16 protein-coding genes are annotated in these 18938 nt (G+C 56.0%); 6 read left to right on the forward strand and 10 right to left on the reverse strand.

What is annotated here, in order from left to right; genetic code table 11:
* The 5 genes from hisC to purU all read right to left on the reverse strand — a co-directional run bounded on the left by hisC (position 1) and on the right by purU (position 6996).
* On the reverse strand, positions 1–1125 hold the full coding sequence (hisC, locus tag BKP64_RS07435) for a histidinol-phosphate transaminase (protein ID WP_070968006.1): 1125 nt from the start codon (positions 1123–1125) through the stop codon (positions 1–3).
* Positions 1126–1148: 23 nt separating this feature from the next.
* A complete protein-coding gene (gene pheA, locus BKP64_RS07440; protein ID WP_070968009.1) occupies positions 1149–2246 on the reverse strand; it encodes a prephenate dehydratase in 1098 nt (365 codons plus the stop codon).
* A gap of 2 nt (positions 2247–2248) precedes the next feature.
* The gene (gene serC / locus BKP64_RS07445; RefSeq protein WP_070968012.1) at positions 2249–3331 is read right to left on the reverse strand and encodes a 3-phosphoserine/phosphohydroxythreonine transaminase; all 1083 of its coding nucleotides are present in this window, start codon (positions 3329–3331) and stop codon (positions 2249–2251) included.
* A 50-nt stretch (positions 3332–3381) separates the two neighbouring features.
* Entirely contained in the window at positions 3382–6015 is a 2634-nt protein-coding gene (gyrA, locus tag BKP64_RS07450; protein ID WP_070968015.1) for a DNA gyrase subunit A, read from the reverse strand.
* Positions 6016–6141: 126 nt separating this feature from the next.
* Positions 6142–6996, reverse strand: coding sequence for a formyltetrahydrofolate deformylase (purU, locus tag BKP64_RS07455; RefSeq protein WP_070968017.1), 855 nt, complete (start codon positions 6994–6996; stop codon positions 6142–6144).
* A 143-nt stretch (positions 6997–7139) separates the two neighbouring features.
* Here purU and ggt point away from each other — a divergent pair, with 143 nt between their 5' ends.
* From ggt to ftsH, 3 genes are read left to right on the forward strand one after another with little or no spacing between them, the layout of a single operon-like run.
* Positions 7140–8903 (forward strand): gamma-glutamyltransferase, encoded by a 1764-nt coding sequence (gene ggt, locus BKP64_RS07460; protein WP_070968019.1) that lies wholly within the window; start codon positions 7140–7142, stop codon positions 8901–8903.
* 45 nt (positions 8904–8948) lie between these two features.
* Positions 8949–9197 (forward strand): YkoF family thiamine/hydroxymethylpyrimidine-binding protein, encoded by a 249-nt coding sequence (locus BKP64_RS07465; RefSeq protein WP_070968022.1) that lies wholly within the window; start codon positions 8949–8951, stop codon positions 9195–9197.
* The gene (gene ftsH, locus BKP64_RS07470) at positions 9194–11101 is read left to right on the forward strand and encodes an ATP-dependent zinc metalloprotease FtsH (protein WP_070968025.1); all 1908 of its coding nucleotides are present in this window, start codon (positions 9194–9196) and stop codon (positions 11099–11101) included. Before BKP64_RS07465 ends, ftsH begins: the two co-directional genes overlap by 4 nt.
* Before the next feature lie 8 nt (positions 11102–11109).
* Here ftsH and BKP64_RS07475 read toward each other — a convergent pair whose 3' ends face one another.
* The 3 genes from BKP64_RS07475 to BKP64_RS07485 are packed head-to-tail and all read right to left on the reverse strand — an operon-like array spanning position 11110 to position 15136.
* Positions 11110–11835: a ZIP family metal transporter gene (locus tag BKP64_RS07475; RefSeq protein ID WP_083329177.1), complete on the reverse strand. Its 726-nt coding sequence runs from the start codon at positions 11833–11835 to the stop codon at positions 11110–11112.
* Between the two features lie 42 nt (positions 11836–11877).
* A complete protein-coding gene (locus BKP64_RS07480) occupies positions 11878–12750 on the reverse strand; it encodes a universal stress protein (protein ID WP_099092581.1) in 873 nt (290 codons plus the stop codon).
* Entirely contained in the window at positions 12734–15136 is a 2403-nt protein-coding gene (locus BKP64_RS07485) for an ATP-binding protein (protein WP_070968031.1), read from the reverse strand. Before BKP64_RS07485 ends, BKP64_RS07480 begins: the two co-directional genes overlap by 17 nt.
* Before the next feature lie 359 nt (positions 15137–15495).
* On the opposite strand from BKP64_RS07485, the gene BKP64_RS07490 reads away from it, so the two are divergent.
* Positions 15496–16128 carry a DUF2202 domain-containing protein gene (locus BKP64_RS07490; RefSeq protein ID WP_070968035.1) on the forward strand — a complete coding sequence of 211 codons (633 nt, stop codon included), beginning with the start codon at positions 15496–15498 and terminating at the stop codon, positions 16126–16128.
* 81 nt (positions 16129–16209) lie between these two features.
* Here BKP64_RS07490 and yghU read toward each other — a convergent pair whose 3' ends face one another.
* Positions 16210–17091 carry a glutathione-dependent disulfide-bond oxidoreductase gene (gene yghU, locus BKP64_RS07495; RefSeq protein ID WP_070968042.1) on the reverse strand — a complete coding sequence of 294 codons (882 nt, stop codon included), beginning with the start codon at positions 17089–17091 and terminating at the stop codon, positions 16210–16212.
* Between the two features lie 157 nt (positions 17092–17248).
* A complete protein-coding gene (locus tag BKP64_RS07500) occupies positions 17249–17539 on the reverse strand; it encodes a DUF3175 domain-containing protein (protein WP_198402657.1) in 291 nt (96 codons plus the stop codon).
* Between the two features lie 145 nt (positions 17540–17684).
* On the opposite strand from BKP64_RS07500, the gene BKP64_RS07505 reads away from it, so the two are divergent.
* Positions 17685–18062, forward strand: a complete 378-nt coding sequence (locus BKP64_RS07505) for a DUF4398 domain-containing protein (protein ID WP_070968048.1) — start codon at positions 17685–17687, stop codon at positions 18060–18062.
* Between the two features lie 23 nt (positions 18063–18085).
* Positions 18086–18871 carry an OmpA family protein gene (locus tag BKP64_RS07510; protein WP_070968051.1) on the forward strand — a complete coding sequence of 262 codons (786 nt, stop codon included), beginning with the start codon at positions 18086–18088 and terminating at the stop codon, positions 18869–18871.
* Positions 18872–18938 lie beyond the last annotated feature (67 nt).

An 18938-nucleotide genomic window follows, 5' to 3' on the forward strand; every position in this document is an offset into this window, starting at 1 on the left:
TCAGGTCCCCTGCCCCACGGATGCCAACGAGTGTCCCAGCGCCTCAATAAAACGGCTATTCTCTTCCGGCAAACCTACTGAAACCCTCAGGTGCTTCGGCATTCCATACCCCGCGACCGGGCGAACTATCACACCATGGGCCAACAGTGCCTGATAGATCTCCTGAGCTCTCTCGCCCACTTCTACCGCAATGAAGTTACCGGCGGAGGGAATATAGGGAAGCCCCATATCGTCCAATGCTTGCTCAAGCTGACGCAACCCGGCGGCATTTACCTCACAAGAGCGCTCCAGATAGGCCTCATCGCTCAGCACGGCAGTTGCCGCTGCCAAAGCAATAGTATCTACGTTAAACGGCTGCCGTACCCGGTTCAGTATGTCTGCAATGGCCGGAGAGCTGACGCTGTAACCAACTCGCAGCGCTGCCAGGCCCCAGGCCTTGGAGAACGTACGGCAGACAATCAGGTTCGGAAAGCGGGACAACAGACGAATGCCATCGGGGTACTGTCCGCCCTTCAGATATTCGCAGTAGGCTTCATCAAGCACCACGAGTACATTCTCGGGTACCTTTTCGAGAAAGGCTTCAACTGCATCCGCCGTGTGGACGGTTCCGGTCGGATTGTTGGGGTTGGCAACGAAGATCAGGCGCGTACGGTCGGTGACTGCGGCGACCATGGCGTCCAGGTCATGCCCCCAGTCTTTCGCCGGTACGGAGACACCGGTAGCACCGATAGCCTGGGTAACTATGGGGTAAACGGCAAAGGCATACTGGGAAAAAATGATCTCGGAATCGCGAGCAGCAAAACACCGGGCGATCACCTCAAGAACATCGTTGGAACCATTACCGAGGGTTATCTGGCTCATTTCGACGCCCAGGCGCCCGGCCAAAGCCTGCTTGAGCTCAAATCCGTTACCGTCGGGGTAAAGGCAAAGTTCGGACAGAGCGGCCTTTGCCGCTGATAACGCCTTATCGCTCGGCCCCAGGGGATTCTCGTTGCTGGCAAGCTTGATGATCTCAGCCGGATTCAACCCCAACTCGCGCGCAAGCTCGTCAATCGGTTTGCCCGGCTGGTAAGGAGACAGTGCCTGAACCCCTTTTACCGCCAGGCTCTGGTAATCAATCGCCATAGCCACTCCTCGACAACCTGTACTTAAAGAACACCGATCGGATAGGAACCCAGCCGTTTGAGTTCAACCGCTTCGTCGTCCACTTTCGCAAGCAGCTTGCTCACCTGCTCATCTTCCATGTGCCCTTCAAAGTCGATATAGAAGACATAGGCCCACGTACCACTGGGCGATGGGCGGGTTTCGATGCGGGTAAGACTGATGCCGTGACTGTGGAATGGCTCAAGAAGCTGATACAGCGCACCCGGTTTGTTCCTCATGGAGACCAGAATCGACGATTTGTCGTGACCGCTGGCCGGCACTTCTTCCCGACCGATAATCAGGAATCGGGTGGTATTATCAGGGCGATCCTCAATACTGGTGGCAAGCTTCTCCAAACCGTACAACTCGGCCGCCATGTCGCCGGCGATGGCGGCCGTTCCCGGTTCTTCGGCTGCTCGACGGGCAGCTTCTGCATTGCTGGACACGGTTACCCGTTCAATTCCGTAGCGATGGGTGTCAAGCCACTGGCGGCATTGGGCGAATGACTGCTGGTGGGAGTAGATCCGGGTAATTTCCTGATCTTTGTTTTTCGGAGATACCATCAGATGGTGATGGATTCGCAGCTGAACCTCGCCACAGATTTTCAGTGGCGAGGACATAAACATATCCAGGGTATGGTTAATCATGCCCTCGGTGGAGTTTTCCACCGGCACCACACCGTAGTGAGCTGCACCGGATTCCACTTCCCGGAACACAGCATCAATGGCGGGGAGCGGCACGCTGACAACGGAGTGACCAAAATGCTTCAGGGCAGCCGCCTGGGTAAAGGTACCAATCGGGCCCAGGAAAGCGATATGCATCGGCTTCTCAAGAGCCAGACAGGCCGACATGATCTCACGGAACAGTCGCGCCATCTCCTCCCCGGAGAGCGGCCCGGGATTGGAATCCTTGATACGCCTCAACACCTGGGCTTCCCGTTCGGGACGATAGAAGAACACGTCCTGTCCGGGATTTGCCCCCATCTTCACGTGAGCCACTTCCTGCGCACAGCGGGCACGGGCACTGATCAGATCCATAATCTGCTGATCTATCTGATCGATTTCATCCCGGAGTTCGGCCAGTCGAATCTGCTCGTCACTCATGATCAGCCGCGCTCCTTCGCAAATTCCGCCATGTACCGGATCAAGGCATCAACCCCGGCTTCGGGCATGGCGTTGTATATGCTTGCGCGCATGCCACCGACAGAACGGTGCCCTTTGAGGTTCAGCAGCCCACAGGCATTCGCACCTTTCAGGAATTCGCCGTTCAACCCGTCATCCGCCAGGGTGAACGGAATGTTCATCCAGGACCGGAAACGGGGCGCAATCGGGTTGGCGTAAAAATCATTGGTATCGATGAAGTCGTACAGCTTTTTGGCCTTGCGATAATTGATCTCGCCCATGGCTTTTACACCGCCCTGGGCCTTCAACCACTTGAACACCAGACCTGCCAGGTACCAGGAATAGGTCGCAGGCGTGTTATACATAGAGCCATTGTCGGCAATGACCTGGTAATTCATCATCGTCGGGGTTTCCTTCCGGGCCATGCCCAAAAGGTCTTTGCGAATAATGACCACGACCAGACCGGACGGTCCGATATTCTTCTGGGCGCCCGCGTAGATCAGACCAAACTTTGAGATATCCACAGGACGGGAAAGCATGGTGGACGACATATCAGCCACCAGCGGGACCTTGCCGCTGTCGGGAATAAAATCATATTCCAGACCGCCAATGGTCTCGTTCGGCGTGTAATGCAGGTATGCCGCATCGGCGCGGGTGTGCCAGCTCGCCTGATCGGGAACGGTCGTAAAACCGCTATCTTCCGAGCTCGCTGCCACGTTAACGTCACCATAGCGCTTCGCTTCAGCGATCGCCTTTTTCGACCAGATTCCCGTATTCACATAATCCGCAGAGGCCTTGCTGCCCAACAGATTCAGGGGGATGGTCGCGAACTGGCTTGACGCTCCCCCCTGCATGAACAGTACCGCGTAATCGTCCGACACACCGGCGAGTTCACGCAGATCGTTCTCGGCTGCTTCGGCGATTTGCACAAACTCATCACTGCGATGGCTCATTTCCATTACAGACATGCCAGTCCCGCGCCAGTCCAGCATCTCATCACGTGCCTGCTCCAGCACGGTTTCCGGCAAGGTTGCCGGGCCTGCACAAAAGTTAAACGCCCTGCTCATGATCCTGTTTTCTCTCAAATAGTGCTGATTCGGTCTTTGGCAGTGCCGGCTTATTCCTCGCCGGCACCTTCTTCAGAGCCACCTTCCGCATTGTTCTCGCCAGAAGCTTCCGCTTCATCACCGTCGATCTCTTCACCATCAATTTCTTCGGCGTCGGTCTCGGCGATCCGCTCAACACCCACCAGGCGCTCATCTTCCTGGCTCAGCTTGATCAGGCGTACACCTTGCGTGTTCCGGCTCAGTACAGAGACCTCATCCGTACGGGTACGAACCAGGGTGCCCTTGTCCGAAATCAGCATCATTTCGTCGCCATCGAACAATTGCAGCGCCGTTACCAGGTTACCGTTACGCTCAGAGCACTGCATCGCAATAACGCCCTGACTGCCCCGGCCATAGGTAGGGAACTCATCGATAGCGGTCCGCTTGCCATACCCGTTCTCACTGGCGGTCAGAATTACACCATCTTCCTGGGGAATGATCAGAGAAACAACGTGGTGCCCTGCCGGCATCTTGATACCGCGGACGCCACGAGCAGTCCGGCTCATCGGGCGCACGGCTTCCTCACTGAAGCGCACGGCCTTACCGGCACTGGAGAACAGCATGATTTCCGCGTCACCCTTGGTGATCGCCGCACCAATCAAGGCATCGCCTTCATCCAGAGACAGAGCGATCAGGCCGCTGCTGCGAGGGCGGGAGAAATTCGGCAACGGCGTCTTCTTGACTACGCCACCAGAAGTCGCCATCAGCACAAACTGATCTTCCGGGTAATCGCGAACTGGCAGGAAGGTGGTAATGCGCTCACCCTCGTCCAGCGGCAGAATATTCACCATCGGACGACCACGGGAGGCCCGGCTGGCTCTCGGGATTTCGAAAACTCTCAGCCAGTAGACTTTGCCTCTGTCGGAGAAGCACAGGATGGTGTCGTGGGAGTTAGCCACCAAGAGCTTCTCAACAAAATCTTCATCTTTCATCGAGGTAGCAGCTTTACCCCGGCCGCCGCGACGCTGAGCCTGGTAATCCTCAACCGCCTGGGTCTTGGCATAACCACTGTGGGAAATGGTCACCACCAGATCTTCTTCATCAATCAAGTCGGCGATGGTCAGATCGCGCTGCGAACTCGTAATTTCGGTACGACGCTCGTCGCCAAACTCGTTTACTACGGCTTCCAGTTCTTCACGAATCACCTGCATCAGACGATCCGGGTCCGCCAGGATTTCAAGCAGGCCGGCAATCTTTTCCAGGATGTCCTTATATTCATTCTGGAGCTTTTCAGTTTCCAGACCGGTAAGGCGATGCAGACGCATATCCAGAATGGCCTGTGTCTGCTCCGGAGACAGGTAATACAAGCCGTCACGCAAACCGTAGATTTCCGGAAGATCATCCGGGCGACAGGCATCTTCACCGGCGCGTTCCAGCATGGCCAGAACATCGCCGGGCGACCAGCCTTGGGACATCAGCTTTTCTTTGGCTTCTACTGAACTCGGAGAAGCCTTGATCAGCTCGATCATCTCGTCAATGTTGGCCAACGCAACCGTCAGGCCTTCAAGGATATGGCCCCGCTCACGCGCTTTACGCAGCTCAAAAATGGTCCGTCGTGTAACCACTTCCCGGCGGTGGCGCACGAACGCATCCAGCATTTCTTTCAGGTTCAGCGTCCTGGGCTCGCCGTTGATCAGCGCCACCATGTTGATGCCGAACACCGTCTGCAGCTGAGTGTGCGCAAAAAGGTTGTTGACCACCACTTCCGGGTTTTCACCGCGGCGCAACTCAATCACTACGCGGATGCCTTCCTTGTTCGACTCATCCCGTAATTCGGTGATGCCTTCCAGGCGCTTTTCTTTCACCAGTTCGGCAATTTTCTCAATCAGGCGGGCTTTGTTCAGCTGATAGGGAAGCTCGTTGATGATGATGGCATCGCGATTGGTCTTGTTGTCATGCTCAATTTCGTGGCGGGCACGAATATAAATGCGGCCACGACCGGTACGATAAGCCTCAACAATGCCCGCGCGGCCATTGATAATGCCCTGGGTCGGAAAATCCGGTCCGGGAATAAATTCCATGAGCTCGTCGATGGACAGGTCCGGATTGTCGATCAGCGCCAGACACCCGCTGACGACTTCCCTCAGATTGTGCGGAGGAATGTTGGTGGCCATACCCACGGCAATACCGGAAGAGCCGTTGACCAGAAGATTCGGAACCCGGGTCGGCAGCACATCAGGAATTCGCTCGGTGCCGTCGTAGTTGTCGACGAAATCCACCGTCTCCTTCTCGAGATCCGCCAGCAGGGAGTGGGCAATCTTCTCCATGCGAATTTCGGTGTAACGCATCGCCGCCGCGTTATCGCCGTCGATGGAACCGAAGTTGCCCTGGCCGTCCACCAACGGGTAACGCAGGGAGAACGGCTGGGCCATACGAACAATGGTGTCGTAGACAGCCGAATCACCGTGCGGGTGATATTTACCGATAACGTCACCCACCACACGGGCGGATTTCTTGTAAGCCTTGTTCCAGTCGTTATTCAACTCGGACATGGCGAACAGAACACGGCGATGTACCGGCTTCAGGCCATCCCTCACATCCGGCAGCGCTCGGCCGACAATGACGCTCATGGCGTAGTCGAGGTAGGACTGTTTAAGCTCGTCTTCAATATTTACCGGCAGGATCTCTTTGGCTAACTCACCCATCGAGAAAGGTTCCTTTGCGTTATCTGGAAGTCGTGTCAGGACCGTTTCCGGGCCCCGTAGTTATTCTTCAACAAGCCGCGAAGTCTACCACAATCGCACCCTGACCGGGGCAACTGTGAGGCGGACTTAATCAAAAACCACCGTCTTGTTTTCATAGGTGATCACCCGGTCTTCAATGTGGGAACGCAGGCCCCGGGCCAGCACGTTCTTTTCCACATCCTTACCCAGGCGCACCATGTCCTCGATGGAATCGCTGTGAGTGATCCGGATCACGTCCTGCTCAATGATCGGACCTTCGTCCAGATCCTGAGTAACATAATGGCACGTGGCCCCAATCAGCTTCACACCACGGCTGTAGGCCTGGTGGTAAGGGCGGGCTCCGGCAAACGACGGCAAAAAGCTGTGATGGATATTGATGACTTTCCCGGCATACTTGCCACACAGCTCTGAGGGCAGAATCTGCATGTACCGGGCCAGCACCACCACATCGGCATCGTACTGCTGGAACAGGTCGTCGATGTGGGCAAAAGCTTCGTCCCGGTTTTCCTTGCTCACCGGCACATGATGATAGGGAATCTCATGCCACTCCACCATCCGCCGCAAATCGTCGTGATTGGAAATCACGGCCACGATCTCGGCGTTGATCTCCTTGCTGTGCCAGCGATACAAAAGATCTGCCACGCAATGGGATTCCTTGCTGCCCATGAGGATAACTTTTTTGGGCTGGGCCGAGTCCGCAATGTGCCAGTTCATGTTGAATTCGCGGGCAATGGGCTCAAACGCCGCCCGGAACTGATCCAGGCCGAAAGGAATCGAACTGGCCTTTATTTCATGGCGCATGAAAAACCAGCCGGTCTGGGTATCCGAGTGATGGCTAGCCTCGGTAATCCAGCCATTGTACGTGGACAGAAAATTGCTCACCTTGGCGACAATCCCGACCCGATCGGGGCAGGAAATCACAAGACGATAGGTATGCTCCATGAAACCCTTTCCTTAGCTCAAATCCGGGAAAGCAGGTGCGCGCAGGAACCACTGGCGGAATTCTCGACAGGTAAACGGTACGCACCTATGAAAATGACCGGCTATCATAGCCTATCTGAACGCCAGAAACGAGGAGCGGAAACATGGACAGACACCCACACCGGCAAATCCGGAAAGCCAGCCCCTGGAGGCGCTCAGGCAGCCTCTGCGCCATTGCATTGATTGCCATTCTGACGGGCATTACCCCTGCGTTTGGCCAGGCCATTCTGGAAGGCGAGCGTTTTCACCCTGCGGCTGCAAACCACGGCATGGTGGCCACCAGCCATGGCCTGGCGACCGACGTCGCGCTCCAGGTTCTGAAGGATGGCGGCAATGCCATCGATGCCGCGGTTACCGCAGGCTTTGCGCTGGCAGTTACCCAACCGCGCTCCGGCAACATTGGCGGGGGCGGCTTCATGTTGATTTCGAAGGGCGACGGCAGCACACCGGAGGCCATCGACTACCGGGAAAAGGCCCCTTCAGCGGCGTCGGAAGCCATGTTTCAGGACCAGGAGGGCGAGGTCGTGAAGAACCGCAGCCGCTTCACCCACCTGGCAGCAGGTGTACCGGGCACGGTTTCCGGGCTGGCACTGGCGCTGGACAGGCACGGCACATTGTCGCTGAAACAGGCACTGGCGCCCGCGATCAAGCTGGCCCGGGAAGGATTTATCGTCCCCCAACGTTTTACTGAGGGGCTGGAGCAGGCCCGCGACCGCCTGGAACGCTGGCCCGCCAGCCGGGCCACCTTCTACAAACCCGATGGCTCTGCCTGGAAGCCGGGAGAGCGGTTTCGGCAACCGGACCTGGCGAATACCCTGCAACGTATCGCAGATGAGGGCGTGAAGGGCTTCTATGAAGGTGAAACCGCACGCCTGATCGCAGCAGAAATGCGCCGCCACGACGGCCTGATTACCGAAAAGGATCTCAAAAACTACCAGCCAGTGGTTCGCTCTCCGGTCCACGGAACCTATCGGGGCCACGATGTCTATTCCATGTCTCCGCCCTCCTCCGGCGGCACTCACATTGTTCAGATCCTCAACATCCTTGAGGATTACCCGATGGCAGAATCCGGTCACAACTCCGCTGATACCATCCACCTGATGGCCGAGGCCATGAAACTCGCCTACGCGGACCGCTCTAAATACCTTGGAGACACCGATTACGTAGACGTCCCCCTTACCGGCCTGACCAGCAAGGCTTACGCTGACGAGCTTCGTGAGACCATTGACCCGGCACAAGCCAGGCCAGCCAGTATGATTAACGCTGGCAAGCCGGCCCCCTATGAAAGCAATGAAACCACCCATTTCTCAGTCGTCGATAAGTGGGGCAATGCGGTTTCCAACACTTATACCATCAACTTCAGTTACGGCTCCGGCATCACGGTCCAGGGTGCCGGCTTCCTGCTTAACAACGAAATGGACGATTTCAGCGCCAAGCCCGGGGTTCCAAACGCCTATGGCCTTATTGGCGGAGAAGCGAACAAGGTCGAGCCCGGCAAACGCATGCTAAGTTCGATGTCACCCACCATCGTTCGCAAGAACGGCAAGAATTTTCTGGTCACCGGCAGTCCGGGCGGCTCACGGATTATCACAACAACCTTGCAGGTGATTATGAATGTGATCGACCATGGCATGAACATCCAGACGGCTGTCGCCGCCCCGCGCATCCACCATCAGTGGCTGCCGGACGAAATCCGGATCGAACAGGGAATCAGCCCGGATACTGTTCGTCTACTGGAAAACCGGGGCCACAGCGTGGTTACCAATTCGGCGATGGGCGCTATTCAGAGTATTATGATAGGGGAAGACGGCACCCTTTACGGCGGTGCTGACCCGAGGCGCAGCACATCCTCGGCGAAGGGCTACTGAGCTTTGGCCAGGAGTACGGGTAACCAGCAATAACGGAGGTGTTTTATGTTTATTTCTGTGCAACTGAGCTGTTATCCGCTCAAGGATGATTACAAGCAGCCCATATGGGACCTGATTGCCCGCCTGGAAAAAACCGGGCTTGAAGTCGTCCCCGGGCGCATGAGTACTGAGATCTTCGGCGAATACGACGAGGTGATGAGCGTACTTTCGGACACCATGAAGTGGTCTTTTGAGACCTACGGGAAATCCGTCTTCGTGGCAAAAATCATGGAGGGTGACCGGAGACCAAAATGACAGCACCTAACAACCCCCAGGATCAAAAACCGACGGGCAACCAGCAGCCTGCAATTCCCAACCAGTTTTCATTCCTGTGGCTCAGTGCCGCCATCTTTCTGATGGTGCTCTGGCTCCAGGACAGCGGCCAGCCAAGACTCCAGGAGCTTGCCTATTCCGAGTTCAAAACGGCCGTAACGAACGACCAGGTCAAAGAAGTCACCCTGAAAGAGGAAGCCATTAACGGCCTGTTTACCGACAGTGGCGCGGCTTCTTTCAGTTCGGGACGCCCCGCCGAAAGCAGCAGTACCGGATTTCATACCATCCGCCCCCCGATGGAAGATCCGGCATTGCTGGGGCTTCTGGAAGATCATCAGGTAACCATCAAGGCGACGCCATCCGGACTACCCTGGTGGCAAGAGATGATTCGTGGCTTCCTGCCCTGGATATTGTTGCTGGCGTTGATGTTCTGGTTCTGGGGCGCCGCACAGAGGCGCATGACCCAGGGCGGCGGACCGTTTGATTTCGGAAAGTCCAAGGCCCACAGGGCCCGTAGGGAAACCTCCACCACAACACTGGATGAGGTTGCAGGCATCGAATCGGCCAAACGGGAAATCACCGAGATCATCGATTTCCTGAAAGCGCCCGAGAAATTCCGGGCGTTGGGTGCGGTCATGCCCAAGGGCGTGCTACTGGTTGGCCCACCGGGAACGGGTAAAACCCTTTTGGCCAGAGCCATTGCCGGCGAGGCTGAGGTGCCCTTTTTCAGTATCAGTGCTTCTGAGTTCATTGAAATGTTTGTCGGCGTAGGCGCATCACGGGTACGCGATATGTTCCAGACGGCGCGCAAGGAGGCCCCGGCACTCATCTTTATCGATGAACTGGATGCCGTCGGCCGCTCCCGTGGCGCAGGCCTTGGAGGCGGTCACGATGAACGGGAACAGACTCTGAACCAGATCCTGAGTGAAATGGATGGTTTCGAAGAACACGAGAACATTCTTGTCCTGGCCGCGACCAATCGGCCAGACGTTTTGGACGCCGCTCTGCTGCGCCCCGGCCGTTTTGACCGCAAGATCACTCTGGCCCTCCCACACAAAGAGGCACGAAACGCCATTCTGAAGGTCCATGTGCGCAAGGTACCCCTGGCGGCAGACGTGGATCTTGAGCATCTGGCTGCCCGCACCATCGGTTTTTCCGGTGCTGATCTGAAAAATCTGGTTAATGAGGCCGCATTGACGGCAGCCCGTGAAAGCCTCGACGAGGTCAATGCCCACTGCTTTGATGTTGCCCGGGACCGGATCATTCTCGGCGAAGAAAGTGACGCCCATTTGACGCCGGAGGAACGGGAAGCGGTGGCCTATCATGAGTGCGGTCACGCCATCATGGCTTATTACCTGCCAAAGGCAGACCCCCTCACAAAAATCACCATCATCCCTCACGGTATGGCCATGGGTGTGACCGAGCAAACACCAAAGGATGACCACTACAACTATACCGAGAGCTACCTGAAGGACCGCATCAAAGTGATGCTTGGCGGCCGGTCAGCAGAGAAGCTCATCTATGGCGAGGTGAGTACCGGTGCCCAGAACGATCTCAAGGAAGCTACCACGCTGATCCGCCGCATGATCGGCCAATGGGGCATGAGCGAGAAGATTGGCCCGCTTGGCCTGAGTATTGGCGAAGAGCACGTTTTTCTCGGACGGGAAATGGGCCTGCCACGGGAATTCAGTGAAAAGATGGCGGAACTGATTGACGCAGAAATCCAGTCACAGCTTCTAGCGCTTGAAAAAACCACCATCGACTTCCTGAGTGAACACAGGAATCAGCTTGAAGCCCTTGCAAAGGCGGTGCTGAAAGACGAAACCCTGTCATCCGAAGAAATCGAAGAAGTTCTTCGTAAGGAAGAAGCCCGGAAGATCGCCTGAGCTTTTGCTCAGACGTGAGTGACCAGGTCGTGACTGAATAGGGCCAGGCAAAACCCGAAAACCGCTCCGAGCGGTGGCCCCCAGTGCCGGTCAAGCCGGCCTTGGGGAGCAATGTCCTGGAAAATCAGATAAAGAATACCACCCGACGCCACCAGCATAATGATGCCCAGAACAAACTGATGCTCCGACAGGAAGAAATAACCCAGCAGCCCTGCAAGAGGCCCTGCCAGCACAAGCGCGCTCATAAATATCAGGGTCTTGCGTGAGGTGTAGCCAGGACGCTCGCATAACTCCCGGTAGGCATTAAACCCCTCCGGAAGGTTCTGCAACGCAATCAACAGGGCCAGTAACGTAGCGATACCCGGACTGACGACAGCCAGACCACCGAGCGCAGCCGCTTCCGGCACGAAATCCAGCATCACGCCCATCAACTGTGGCGCTTCCCGGCGCCTGAGCCCGAGCACTCGCTCCACGGCGAAAAACAGAATGCCACCTGCGACGATGGCGGGAATGGCCAACAACGAATCACCGACGGCTTCCTGGCCCTGAGGCACCAGAACAACCACAACAGCACCAAGGAGAATCCCACCGCCAAAAGCGATCAGGAAATGGCGAAACTCCTGTTCCAGCCAGTTGGGACTTATCCGCTCCACGCTCGCCAGCAAACCTCCCAAGGGAATGCAGGCACCGGCAAATACTGTCAGCCCGACAATGTGCAAAACATCCAGAATCATCAAAACCGCCCCAGATCAAAACTACCCAAGGAACCCTTTTTGTCAGGGCGTTACAGTAACGGGGAGAGTAAGTGCTGCCAACAGCTGCTCTGCGCCAGGTTCGTCAAAAAGCGCACACTCCCGGCTAATTACCAGTTGCGAGGCGCCCTCCTCCCGGAGCAACCGAGCTACCCTTATCGGGTTGGTATCAGAAAGAACCCGCAAGCGGGTGCCGGCCCCGAGCACATCAAGATCCTGCTTGATAGCGTCGAGCCGCTCAGAGGCTGGCTCAATACCGGCGCCCAGAATGATCGTCACCGGCTGGTGATAGTAGCGCGAGATTTCGGCGGCGGCCAATGCAGCCCGATGATTTGCGTCATCGTGGTCATTAAGGAAAACGACCACACGGTTTTGGGATCGTAGCGTCTGCTCACACCACAACAAAACGTGCCCCGGTGACTGCCGGATCAGCCCCCGTGCAGTGGAGCCCAGCCGGGCACCGGCCGGCGAAGACCAACCGGCACGACCGAGTACCAGGAGATCTTCCGGGCCAGCCAACGCCAGCACCTCATCAACAACATGACCACGAGCAATACTGAGGGCCTGCCTGCCTCCACGCTGTTTGACCGCCCGGACAAGCGCAGCACGCGCTTGATCAGCCAAGCGCTGCATGCGCTGTTCCAGAATGCCCGGGTCGAGAGGCCGGCTGATACCGGAGACCGACCCAACCTCACGTGAAAAACCATATCCGGCACTACGCACCAGATTCAGTTCCTCAACGAACACACCCAGGACATCCACACCCCGTTTTCCGGCGATATCAACGGCAGCCTCCAGGGCCGCATAACTCATCCTTGAACCGTCGATCAGCACCAGTACACGCCCACGTGCGGAAGCCCGCTCTTCAGGCTTGGCAGTATTACTCACGGTTTGCATCTCCATTGCTGTCATCGTTTCCTTCGCTGTCACTCCGCTTCTTGCTGACTTCGGCAAACTGCGAAAGACGATCGGCCACCGCCCGGTTGAAAGATGCTTCCGGGAACTCACCCTGCTCATCCGGCTCGCCGGCGTCCCTGCCCGTCAGGAGCTCAATGGCCTCATCGATATGCGAAACCGGGTAGATGCTGAAATCGCCATCGGCGATGGCTTTGCGGACCTCCGCATTAAGCATCAGATGCTCCACATTGCTTGCCGGTAAAATAACACTATGACCGCGCACCTTCCCGGCCTCACGGCAGACATCAAAAAAGCCCTCAATCTTTTCGTTGACTCCGCCAACCGCCTGAACCTCTCCGTGCTGGTTCATCGAGCCGGTAACGGCAAACGTCTGGCGCAACGGCAGACGGCTGATTGCCGACAACAGAACACAAGTTTCTGCAATGGACGCGGAATCGCCCTCCACGCCCCCGTATGACTGTTCAAAGGCCAGACTTGCCGACAGTGACAGCTCGCCTTCGCCGGCATATCGACTGGCCAGAAAACGGGAAAGAATCATAACAGCCTTGCTGTGAATGGGGCCGCCCAGCTTGGCTTCCCGCTCAATATCCACAACCTGCCCTTTCCCCGGACGGGCGGTAGCCGTAATCCGGGTTGGTTGGCCAAACATTGACGCACCGAGCTTGAGCACCGAAAGACCATTTACCTGCCCCACGGTCTCACCCTCGGTAGCGATCATCACGGTGCCGCGGGCAATCTGTTCACGACTCCGGTCGCGAATCCGGCTGGCCCGGAATTCCCGCTCATCAATCGCCTGCTGAACGTGGTCCGCCTCGATAACGGAAACACCGGCGCGGTCTGCCCAGTGGTCAGCCTCACTGACTAGATCCCGCAATACCCGATCATGAGCCGTAAGTTTACGCTGATCCGCCGCCAAGCGACTCGCCTGCTCAATCAGCCTTGCCACTCCGTCCCGGCCAAGCGGCCGGCATTTCAGCTTCCGCGCCATGGTGGCGATCATCCGGGCATAGAGCTCATAGCTATCATCGTCCCGGTCAAGGTCATCCTCAAAGTCGGCCTCAACCTTGAACAGATCCAGAAAATCCGGATCGTAGTGGGACAGCAGGTAGTACAGAATCCGATCACCAAGCAGCACAACTTTAACCGATACCGGAATGGGCTCTGGCTGCAGGCTTATGGTGCTCGCCAAGCCATACAGGCGTTCCAGGGATTCGATCCGAATCTCACTGGAAAACAGAATGCGCTTCAGGCTCTCCCATGCCATCGGCTGGGTCAGTATCCGGCGAGCATCAATAAGCAGGTAGCCACCGTTCGCCCGATGCACAGAACCACTCTTGATAAGAGTGAAGTCAGTGTAGAGTGTGCCCTGCCGGGCCCGGTGCTCAATCTGGCCCGCCAGATGCTGGTGATTGGGGAGGTCCTCATAGATTACAGGCGCCCCGACCGTCTCGGCGTTGTCGACCAGCAGATTGACTCTGTAACGCCCCAGCAGGCCACTGGGTGGACCGTTTTCGGTGTCCTGGAACGCTTCCGCGTGTTCAACCACATCCTCACGTATGGCATCCAGATAATCGACAACCGCGGGCAGGTGCCGCCATTTTTCGCGAAGCTCCCCGATCGGACCGCCGAGTGTGAGCTGTACCATCTCTTCATTCAGAGCATGAACCCGTTCCCGGACCTCCTTACGCAAACGCGGAATCTGTTGGATGGTCTGCTGCAGTTTTTTCTGGAGCTCCTCTACCTTGGATTCCACCAGCGCTTTTTCTTCATCGGAAAACTTTTTGTACTCCTCCGGATCAATAACCTCGCCCTCGCGCATTGGAGCAAAGGTAAAGCCCGCAGGCGTCGTTATCATGGCAATGTTATTGGCGTTGGCTTCTTCCTGTATATCAAACAAACCCTGGTGCTGGCGCTTTGTCATTTCCTCCTGCAGCTCCTGCAGACGCGCCTGATATTCCTCACTTTCGAAGGTGGCCGGAATAGCCGTGCGCAACTCCCCGGCCAGATCATTCATGTCTTTCTTGAACTGCCGGCCCTCCCCCGCTGCGAGACGAATAGACCTGGGCCGGTCCGAAAACTCAAAGTTGTGAACATGGCACCAGTCCGAGGGTACAGGTTGTCGCTTGGCATGACTGGAAAAGAAACGCTCGACCAACTCATGCTTGCCCGCGCCTGAGGGGCCGAGGACAAAGAGGTTAAATCCATCCGCCTGCATACTGGCGCCAAACTCAAGGGCCCGCAGCACACGTTCCTGGCCACAAGGCAGTTCCAGGTCTTCCAAAGATTCGGTGGTGTCAAAATCCAGTTGGTCGAGTGGGCACCGGTGATAGACCTGTTCCGGCGTCAAGGGCGATGGTAAGGCCATCAGCTTCCTCCTGATGAGTAACGGGCAGTCTGCAAAACTGCGAAGAATGTAACCAAAGGATAGACCACTAAAACGACTAAGTTGTGCCGCGAGTAGCAGCGCCTGAAAAGACAAACCGGGAAATGCACAGGTGAGACCATTCACTTACTCAAAGTTCAAGTGTAAATAAAAAAGTAAATCGTTATTTTCTTTTTATTAAAAAAACGATAACTAAAGATAGAGTTAACAATATTTAAACCGTTTATAAAGCAACAAGAAAAAAGAAAGCAAACTTACAATAATTTAACGAACCTTTTTCGGTTGTTTGCGTCTTACCTATAAGTTCGGGATTTAAATATTGTCGTTTATGTGAGGTAACCATGAAAACAAACTCTTTCATCAATGGTCTGATCATCAGTTCGATCTTCATTAGTAGCTCCGCCCTGGCAGCCGGCGGTCAGGGCCATGAGAGCTCTTCGGCGTCGTCCGAGTTAACCACCACCGAAACTGACGATCTCCAATTCATGCGTGAAGAAGAGAAACTTGCCAGAGATGTATACCTGACTCTTGATCAGTACTGGGGTGACCAAACGCAAGTCTTTGCACAAATAGCCCTCTCGGAGGAAACCCACACGAGCACTGTTAACTATTTGCTTGATAAGTTTGACGTTGAAGATCCTGTTGTTAATGACACCATAGGCGTATTTACCAATGAGGAATTACAGGCGCTTTACGACGAACTTATTGCCAAAGGAAAGAACTCACTTCTTGACGGCCTGTACGTGGGTGGCCTGATTGAGGAGAAGGACATGCGAGACATTCTTGCCGCAATCAATGAAACCGATGAGCGTGCCATCACACTCGCCTACTCCAACCTTCTGGATGGCTCCAAAAGCCACCTGAAGGCCTTCGTTGCGGTAATCGAAGACCAGGGCCTCGACTACCAAGCCCAGGTTCTTGAGCCGGAGGAAGTGGAACTCATTCTTGAGGACGATAGCCAGGTAGAGAGCTAATCTCGTCACCACTAAAGCAATAAAACACCGGCAGCCTCTGACTGCCGGTGTTTTATTCAGTTCCAATAATAAGCAAATGATTCAGGAATGCCCCAAAATCGCCGCAAGCTTGTCCTGCGTTTTGTCTTCAAAGTCGCTCGCGTCGTGGCGTTCGTGAAGCTGTTCTTCAGGCTCGCCCCAGGTCCGGTTTACCATCCGGCCGCGTTGAACAGCGGGCCGCTGGGCAATCTCGTCTGTCCAGCGAATCACGTTCTTGTATGAATGGGCCTCGAGAAACTCAGCCGCGTCGTACACTTTGTTTTTCACCAACGCGCCATACCAGGGCCAGATTGCCATATCCGCAATGGTGTACTCATCTCCGGCAATGTAACGATTATTCGCCAGCTGTCGGTCCAGAACATCCAGCTGACGCTTTACCTCCATCGTGTAACGATTGATGGGGTACTCGTATTTCTCCGGCGCATAAGCGTAGAAGTGGCCAAAGCCCCCGCCCAGCATCGGCGCGCTGCCCATCTGCCAGAACAGCCAGTTCATGGTCTCCGTACGGCCAGCGAGGTCTTTCGGCAGAAAGGCACCGAACTTCTCGGCCAGATACAAAAGAATGGAACCAGACTCGAACACACGAACGGCAGGATCCACACTCCGGTCCAGCAATGCCGGAATCTTGGAATTCGGGTTTATCTCAACAAAACCGCTGCCAAACTGATCACCTTCGGTAATCCGGATCGGGTAGGCATCGTACTCGGCGCCCTCAAAACCCTGGGCCAGAAGCTCCTCAAGCATGATGGTGACTTTTACACCGTTCGGCGTTGCCAATGAATAAAGCTGCAGCGGGTGCTTGCCGACAGGAAGCTCCTTGTCATGAGTGGGGCCGGCAATTGGCCGATTGATACTGGCGAAGGCGCCACCGCTTTCGGACTCCCATTTCCAGACTTTTGGCGGAGTGTAGGTCGGGTCACTCATAGCTGTGCTCTCTCCTTCGGATAAAAAAACAGGCCCAATATGCGGGCATCAGACAATCACTGTCAGGGATACGCCCTTTGGCGCAAAAAAGGTTCATTATCCCCGAAAACCTTGGGGCGTTCCTGCATAAGGCAAGGGTTGAGGCGTTTGTTCGTATTCACTGATTTTTTCGAGGCCTGCCAAACAGGTCTCGCAACTCATCCTTTGCAGCCTCCAGGCGGTCCCGTTGGTCCGGGGCAAGCTGCTTTCCGGCCCGATTGATGTAAAACGTCAGCATCGACATGGCCGACCGGTAAGGATCCGATTTCCGACGCCTGCTCTTCTCGGCAGACCTCTTCAGGGAGCAGGCGATTTCCCGGGGATCTTCAAGGGCAAATACGCCTTGCTCAAGGTCCAGGGCATCGCTGGATTCGGTGACGCTCTGCGACCAGCGTTCGGGTTTATCCAAAACCAACCTCCAGTCTTGTGTCGAACACTACCCTGAAACCGTACCAGTCTTTTTCTGCTATAGTCATCTTTAGTGGTTTTACATTATTTAACAATCTTGTTCGTCCCGTCAGGAGACGGGAGCAACCAGGCAAGGGAGTTCACACATGAAGCCGCACCGCCTATTTGCACGCCCCCTCATTGTTCTCGGACTGGCCACGGCTCTGATCGCCTGTGCCGGCCCCGGACCGAAACCGGACAGCCAGCTACAATCAGCGCAGTCTTCCATCCAGCAGGCCGAAGCCGCCGATGCCCGTCAATTCGAGCCGGTGTTACTCAATCAAGCCCAGAACAAACTGGCCGATGCCCGTGAATTGATAGACCGGGAGCAATACGGTGAAGCACAGCACCTGCTGGAGCAGGCAGCAGTTGACGCCCAGTTAGCGGCTGCGCGCTCCCAGACCGAGAGGGCAAGGCAAGCCGTAGCCGAGATCAACCGAAGCATCGAAAACCTCCAGAATCAGTTGGAAACGGACAAACAATAAGCCCGGACAAGGAGATTGAGACGATGAAACCCATACTATCCCTTAGCATCGCGATCGGGCTGTCCACACTGATGGCCGGCTGTGCCAGCACTCCCTCCAGCAACGCCAAAATTGAAGAAGCCCGTTCAACCTACCAAAGCATCGAGCAGGATCCGGATGTTGCACGTAGCGGTGCCAGCCAGTTACGCAGTGCAAAAACCCAGCTCGACAGAGCCGAATCGTTGCTCGAAGACGGTGCCGATATTGAGACGGTTGAACATGCCGCCTATCTGGCGAACCGGCACGCCCAGATTGCCCAACAGCAGGGGCTGCGTGCTTCCCTGGAGTCCCAGATCAGCTCCGCTGAAGAGCGTCGCAAACAGATCATGCTGCAACTGAAAACCAAAGAGACTGAGGCGCTCAGGGCGCAGATGGAAGCCCTGAAAGCGGAGCAGACAGACCGCGGCATGGTGCTGACTCTGGGCGACGTGCTGTTCGATCTGAATAAGGCGGAACTGAAGGCGTCCGGTGAGCGCACGGTGGCCCGCCTCGCCGACTTCATGCAAGAGTATGAGAATCGGAGAGTGCGGATTGAAGGCTATACCGACAGTACTGGCGAAGAGGCTTACAACCAGCGCCTGTCGGAGCGACGTGCCATGTCCGTTTATGACTCATTGTTAAAGCAGGGCATTTCCAGCCGCCGGGTAGAAGTCCAGGGCTATGGTGAGGCGTACCCGGTCGCCAGCAATGACACCAGTGCCGGCCGGCAACAAAACCGACGCGTGGAGATTGTGATCTCGGACGAGTCCGGAATGATAGAAGGCCGCTGAAGCCGGCTGACAGTGAGCACAGGGTCAGCAATTCCCCGGGACTCAAATGCCGGAGTTGCTGCGCCAA

Origin of the sequence: Marinobacter salinus, from assembly GCF_001854125.1 — a bacterium.
In the GTDB taxonomy this organism is placed as follows: domain Bacteria; phylum Pseudomonadota; class Gammaproteobacteria; order Pseudomonadales; family Oleiphilaceae; genus Marinobacter; species Marinobacter salinus.

What these genes read in the sequence shown, in the direction of transcription:
- hisC (WP_070968006.1), bottom strand. Translation starts at nt 1,125, where the DNA reads ATGGCGATTGATTACCAGAGCCTGGCGGTAAAAGGGGTTCAGGCACTG.
- pheA (WP_070968009.1), bottom strand. Translation starts at nt 2,246, where the DNA reads ATGAGTGACGAGCAGATTCGACTGGCCGAACTCCGGGATGAAATCGAT.
- serC (WP_070968012.1), bottom strand. Translation starts at nt 3,331, where the DNA reads ATGAGCAGGGCGTTTAACTTTTGTGCAGGCCCGGCAACCTTGCCGGAA.
- gyrA (WP_070968015.1), bottom strand. Translation starts at nt 6,015, where the DNA reads ATGGGTGAGTTAGCCAAAGAGATCCTGCCGGTAAATATTGAAGACGAG.
- purU (WP_070968017.1), bottom strand. Translation starts at nt 6,996, where the DNA reads ATGGAGCATACCTATCGTCTTGTGATTTCCTGCCCCGATCGGGTCGGG.
- ggt (WP_070968019.1), top strand. Translation starts at nt 7,140, where the DNA reads ATGGACAGACACCCACACCGGCAAATCCGGAAAGCCAGCCCCTGGAGG.
- BKP64_RS07465 (WP_070968022.1), top strand. Translation starts at nt 8,949, where the DNA reads ATGTTTATTTCTGTGCAACTGAGCTGTTATCCGCTCAAGGATGATTAC.
- ftsH (WP_070968025.1), top strand. Translation starts at nt 9,194, where the DNA reads ATGACAGCACCTAACAACCCCCAGGATCAAAAACCGACGGGCAACCAG.
- BKP64_RS07475 (WP_083329177.1), bottom strand. Translation starts at nt 11,835, where the DNA reads ATGATTCTGGATGTTTTGCACATTGTCGGGCTGACAGTATTTGCCGGT.
- BKP64_RS07480 (WP_099092581.1), bottom strand. Translation starts at nt 12,750, where the DNA reads ATGCAAACCGTGAGTAATACTGCCAAGCCTGAAGAGCGGGCTTCCGCA.
- BKP64_RS07485 (WP_070968031.1), bottom strand. Translation starts at nt 15,136, where the DNA reads ATGGCCTTACCATCGCCCTTGACGCCGGAACAGGTCTATCACCGGTGC.
- BKP64_RS07490 (WP_070968035.1), top strand. Translation starts at nt 15,496, where the DNA reads ATGAAAACAAACTCTTTCATCAATGGTCTGATCATCAGTTCGATCTTC.
- yghU (WP_070968042.1), bottom strand. Translation starts at nt 17,091, where the DNA reads ATGAGTGACCCGACCTACACTCCGCCAAAAGTCTGGAAATGGGAGTCC.
- BKP64_RS07505 (WP_070968048.1), top strand. Translation starts at nt 17,685, where the DNA reads ATGAAGCCGCACCGCCTATTTGCACGCCCCCTCATTGTTCTCGGACTG.
- BKP64_RS07510 (WP_070968051.1), top strand. Translation starts at nt 18,086, where the DNA reads ATGAAACCCATACTATCCCTTAGCATCGCGATCGGGCTGTCCACACTG.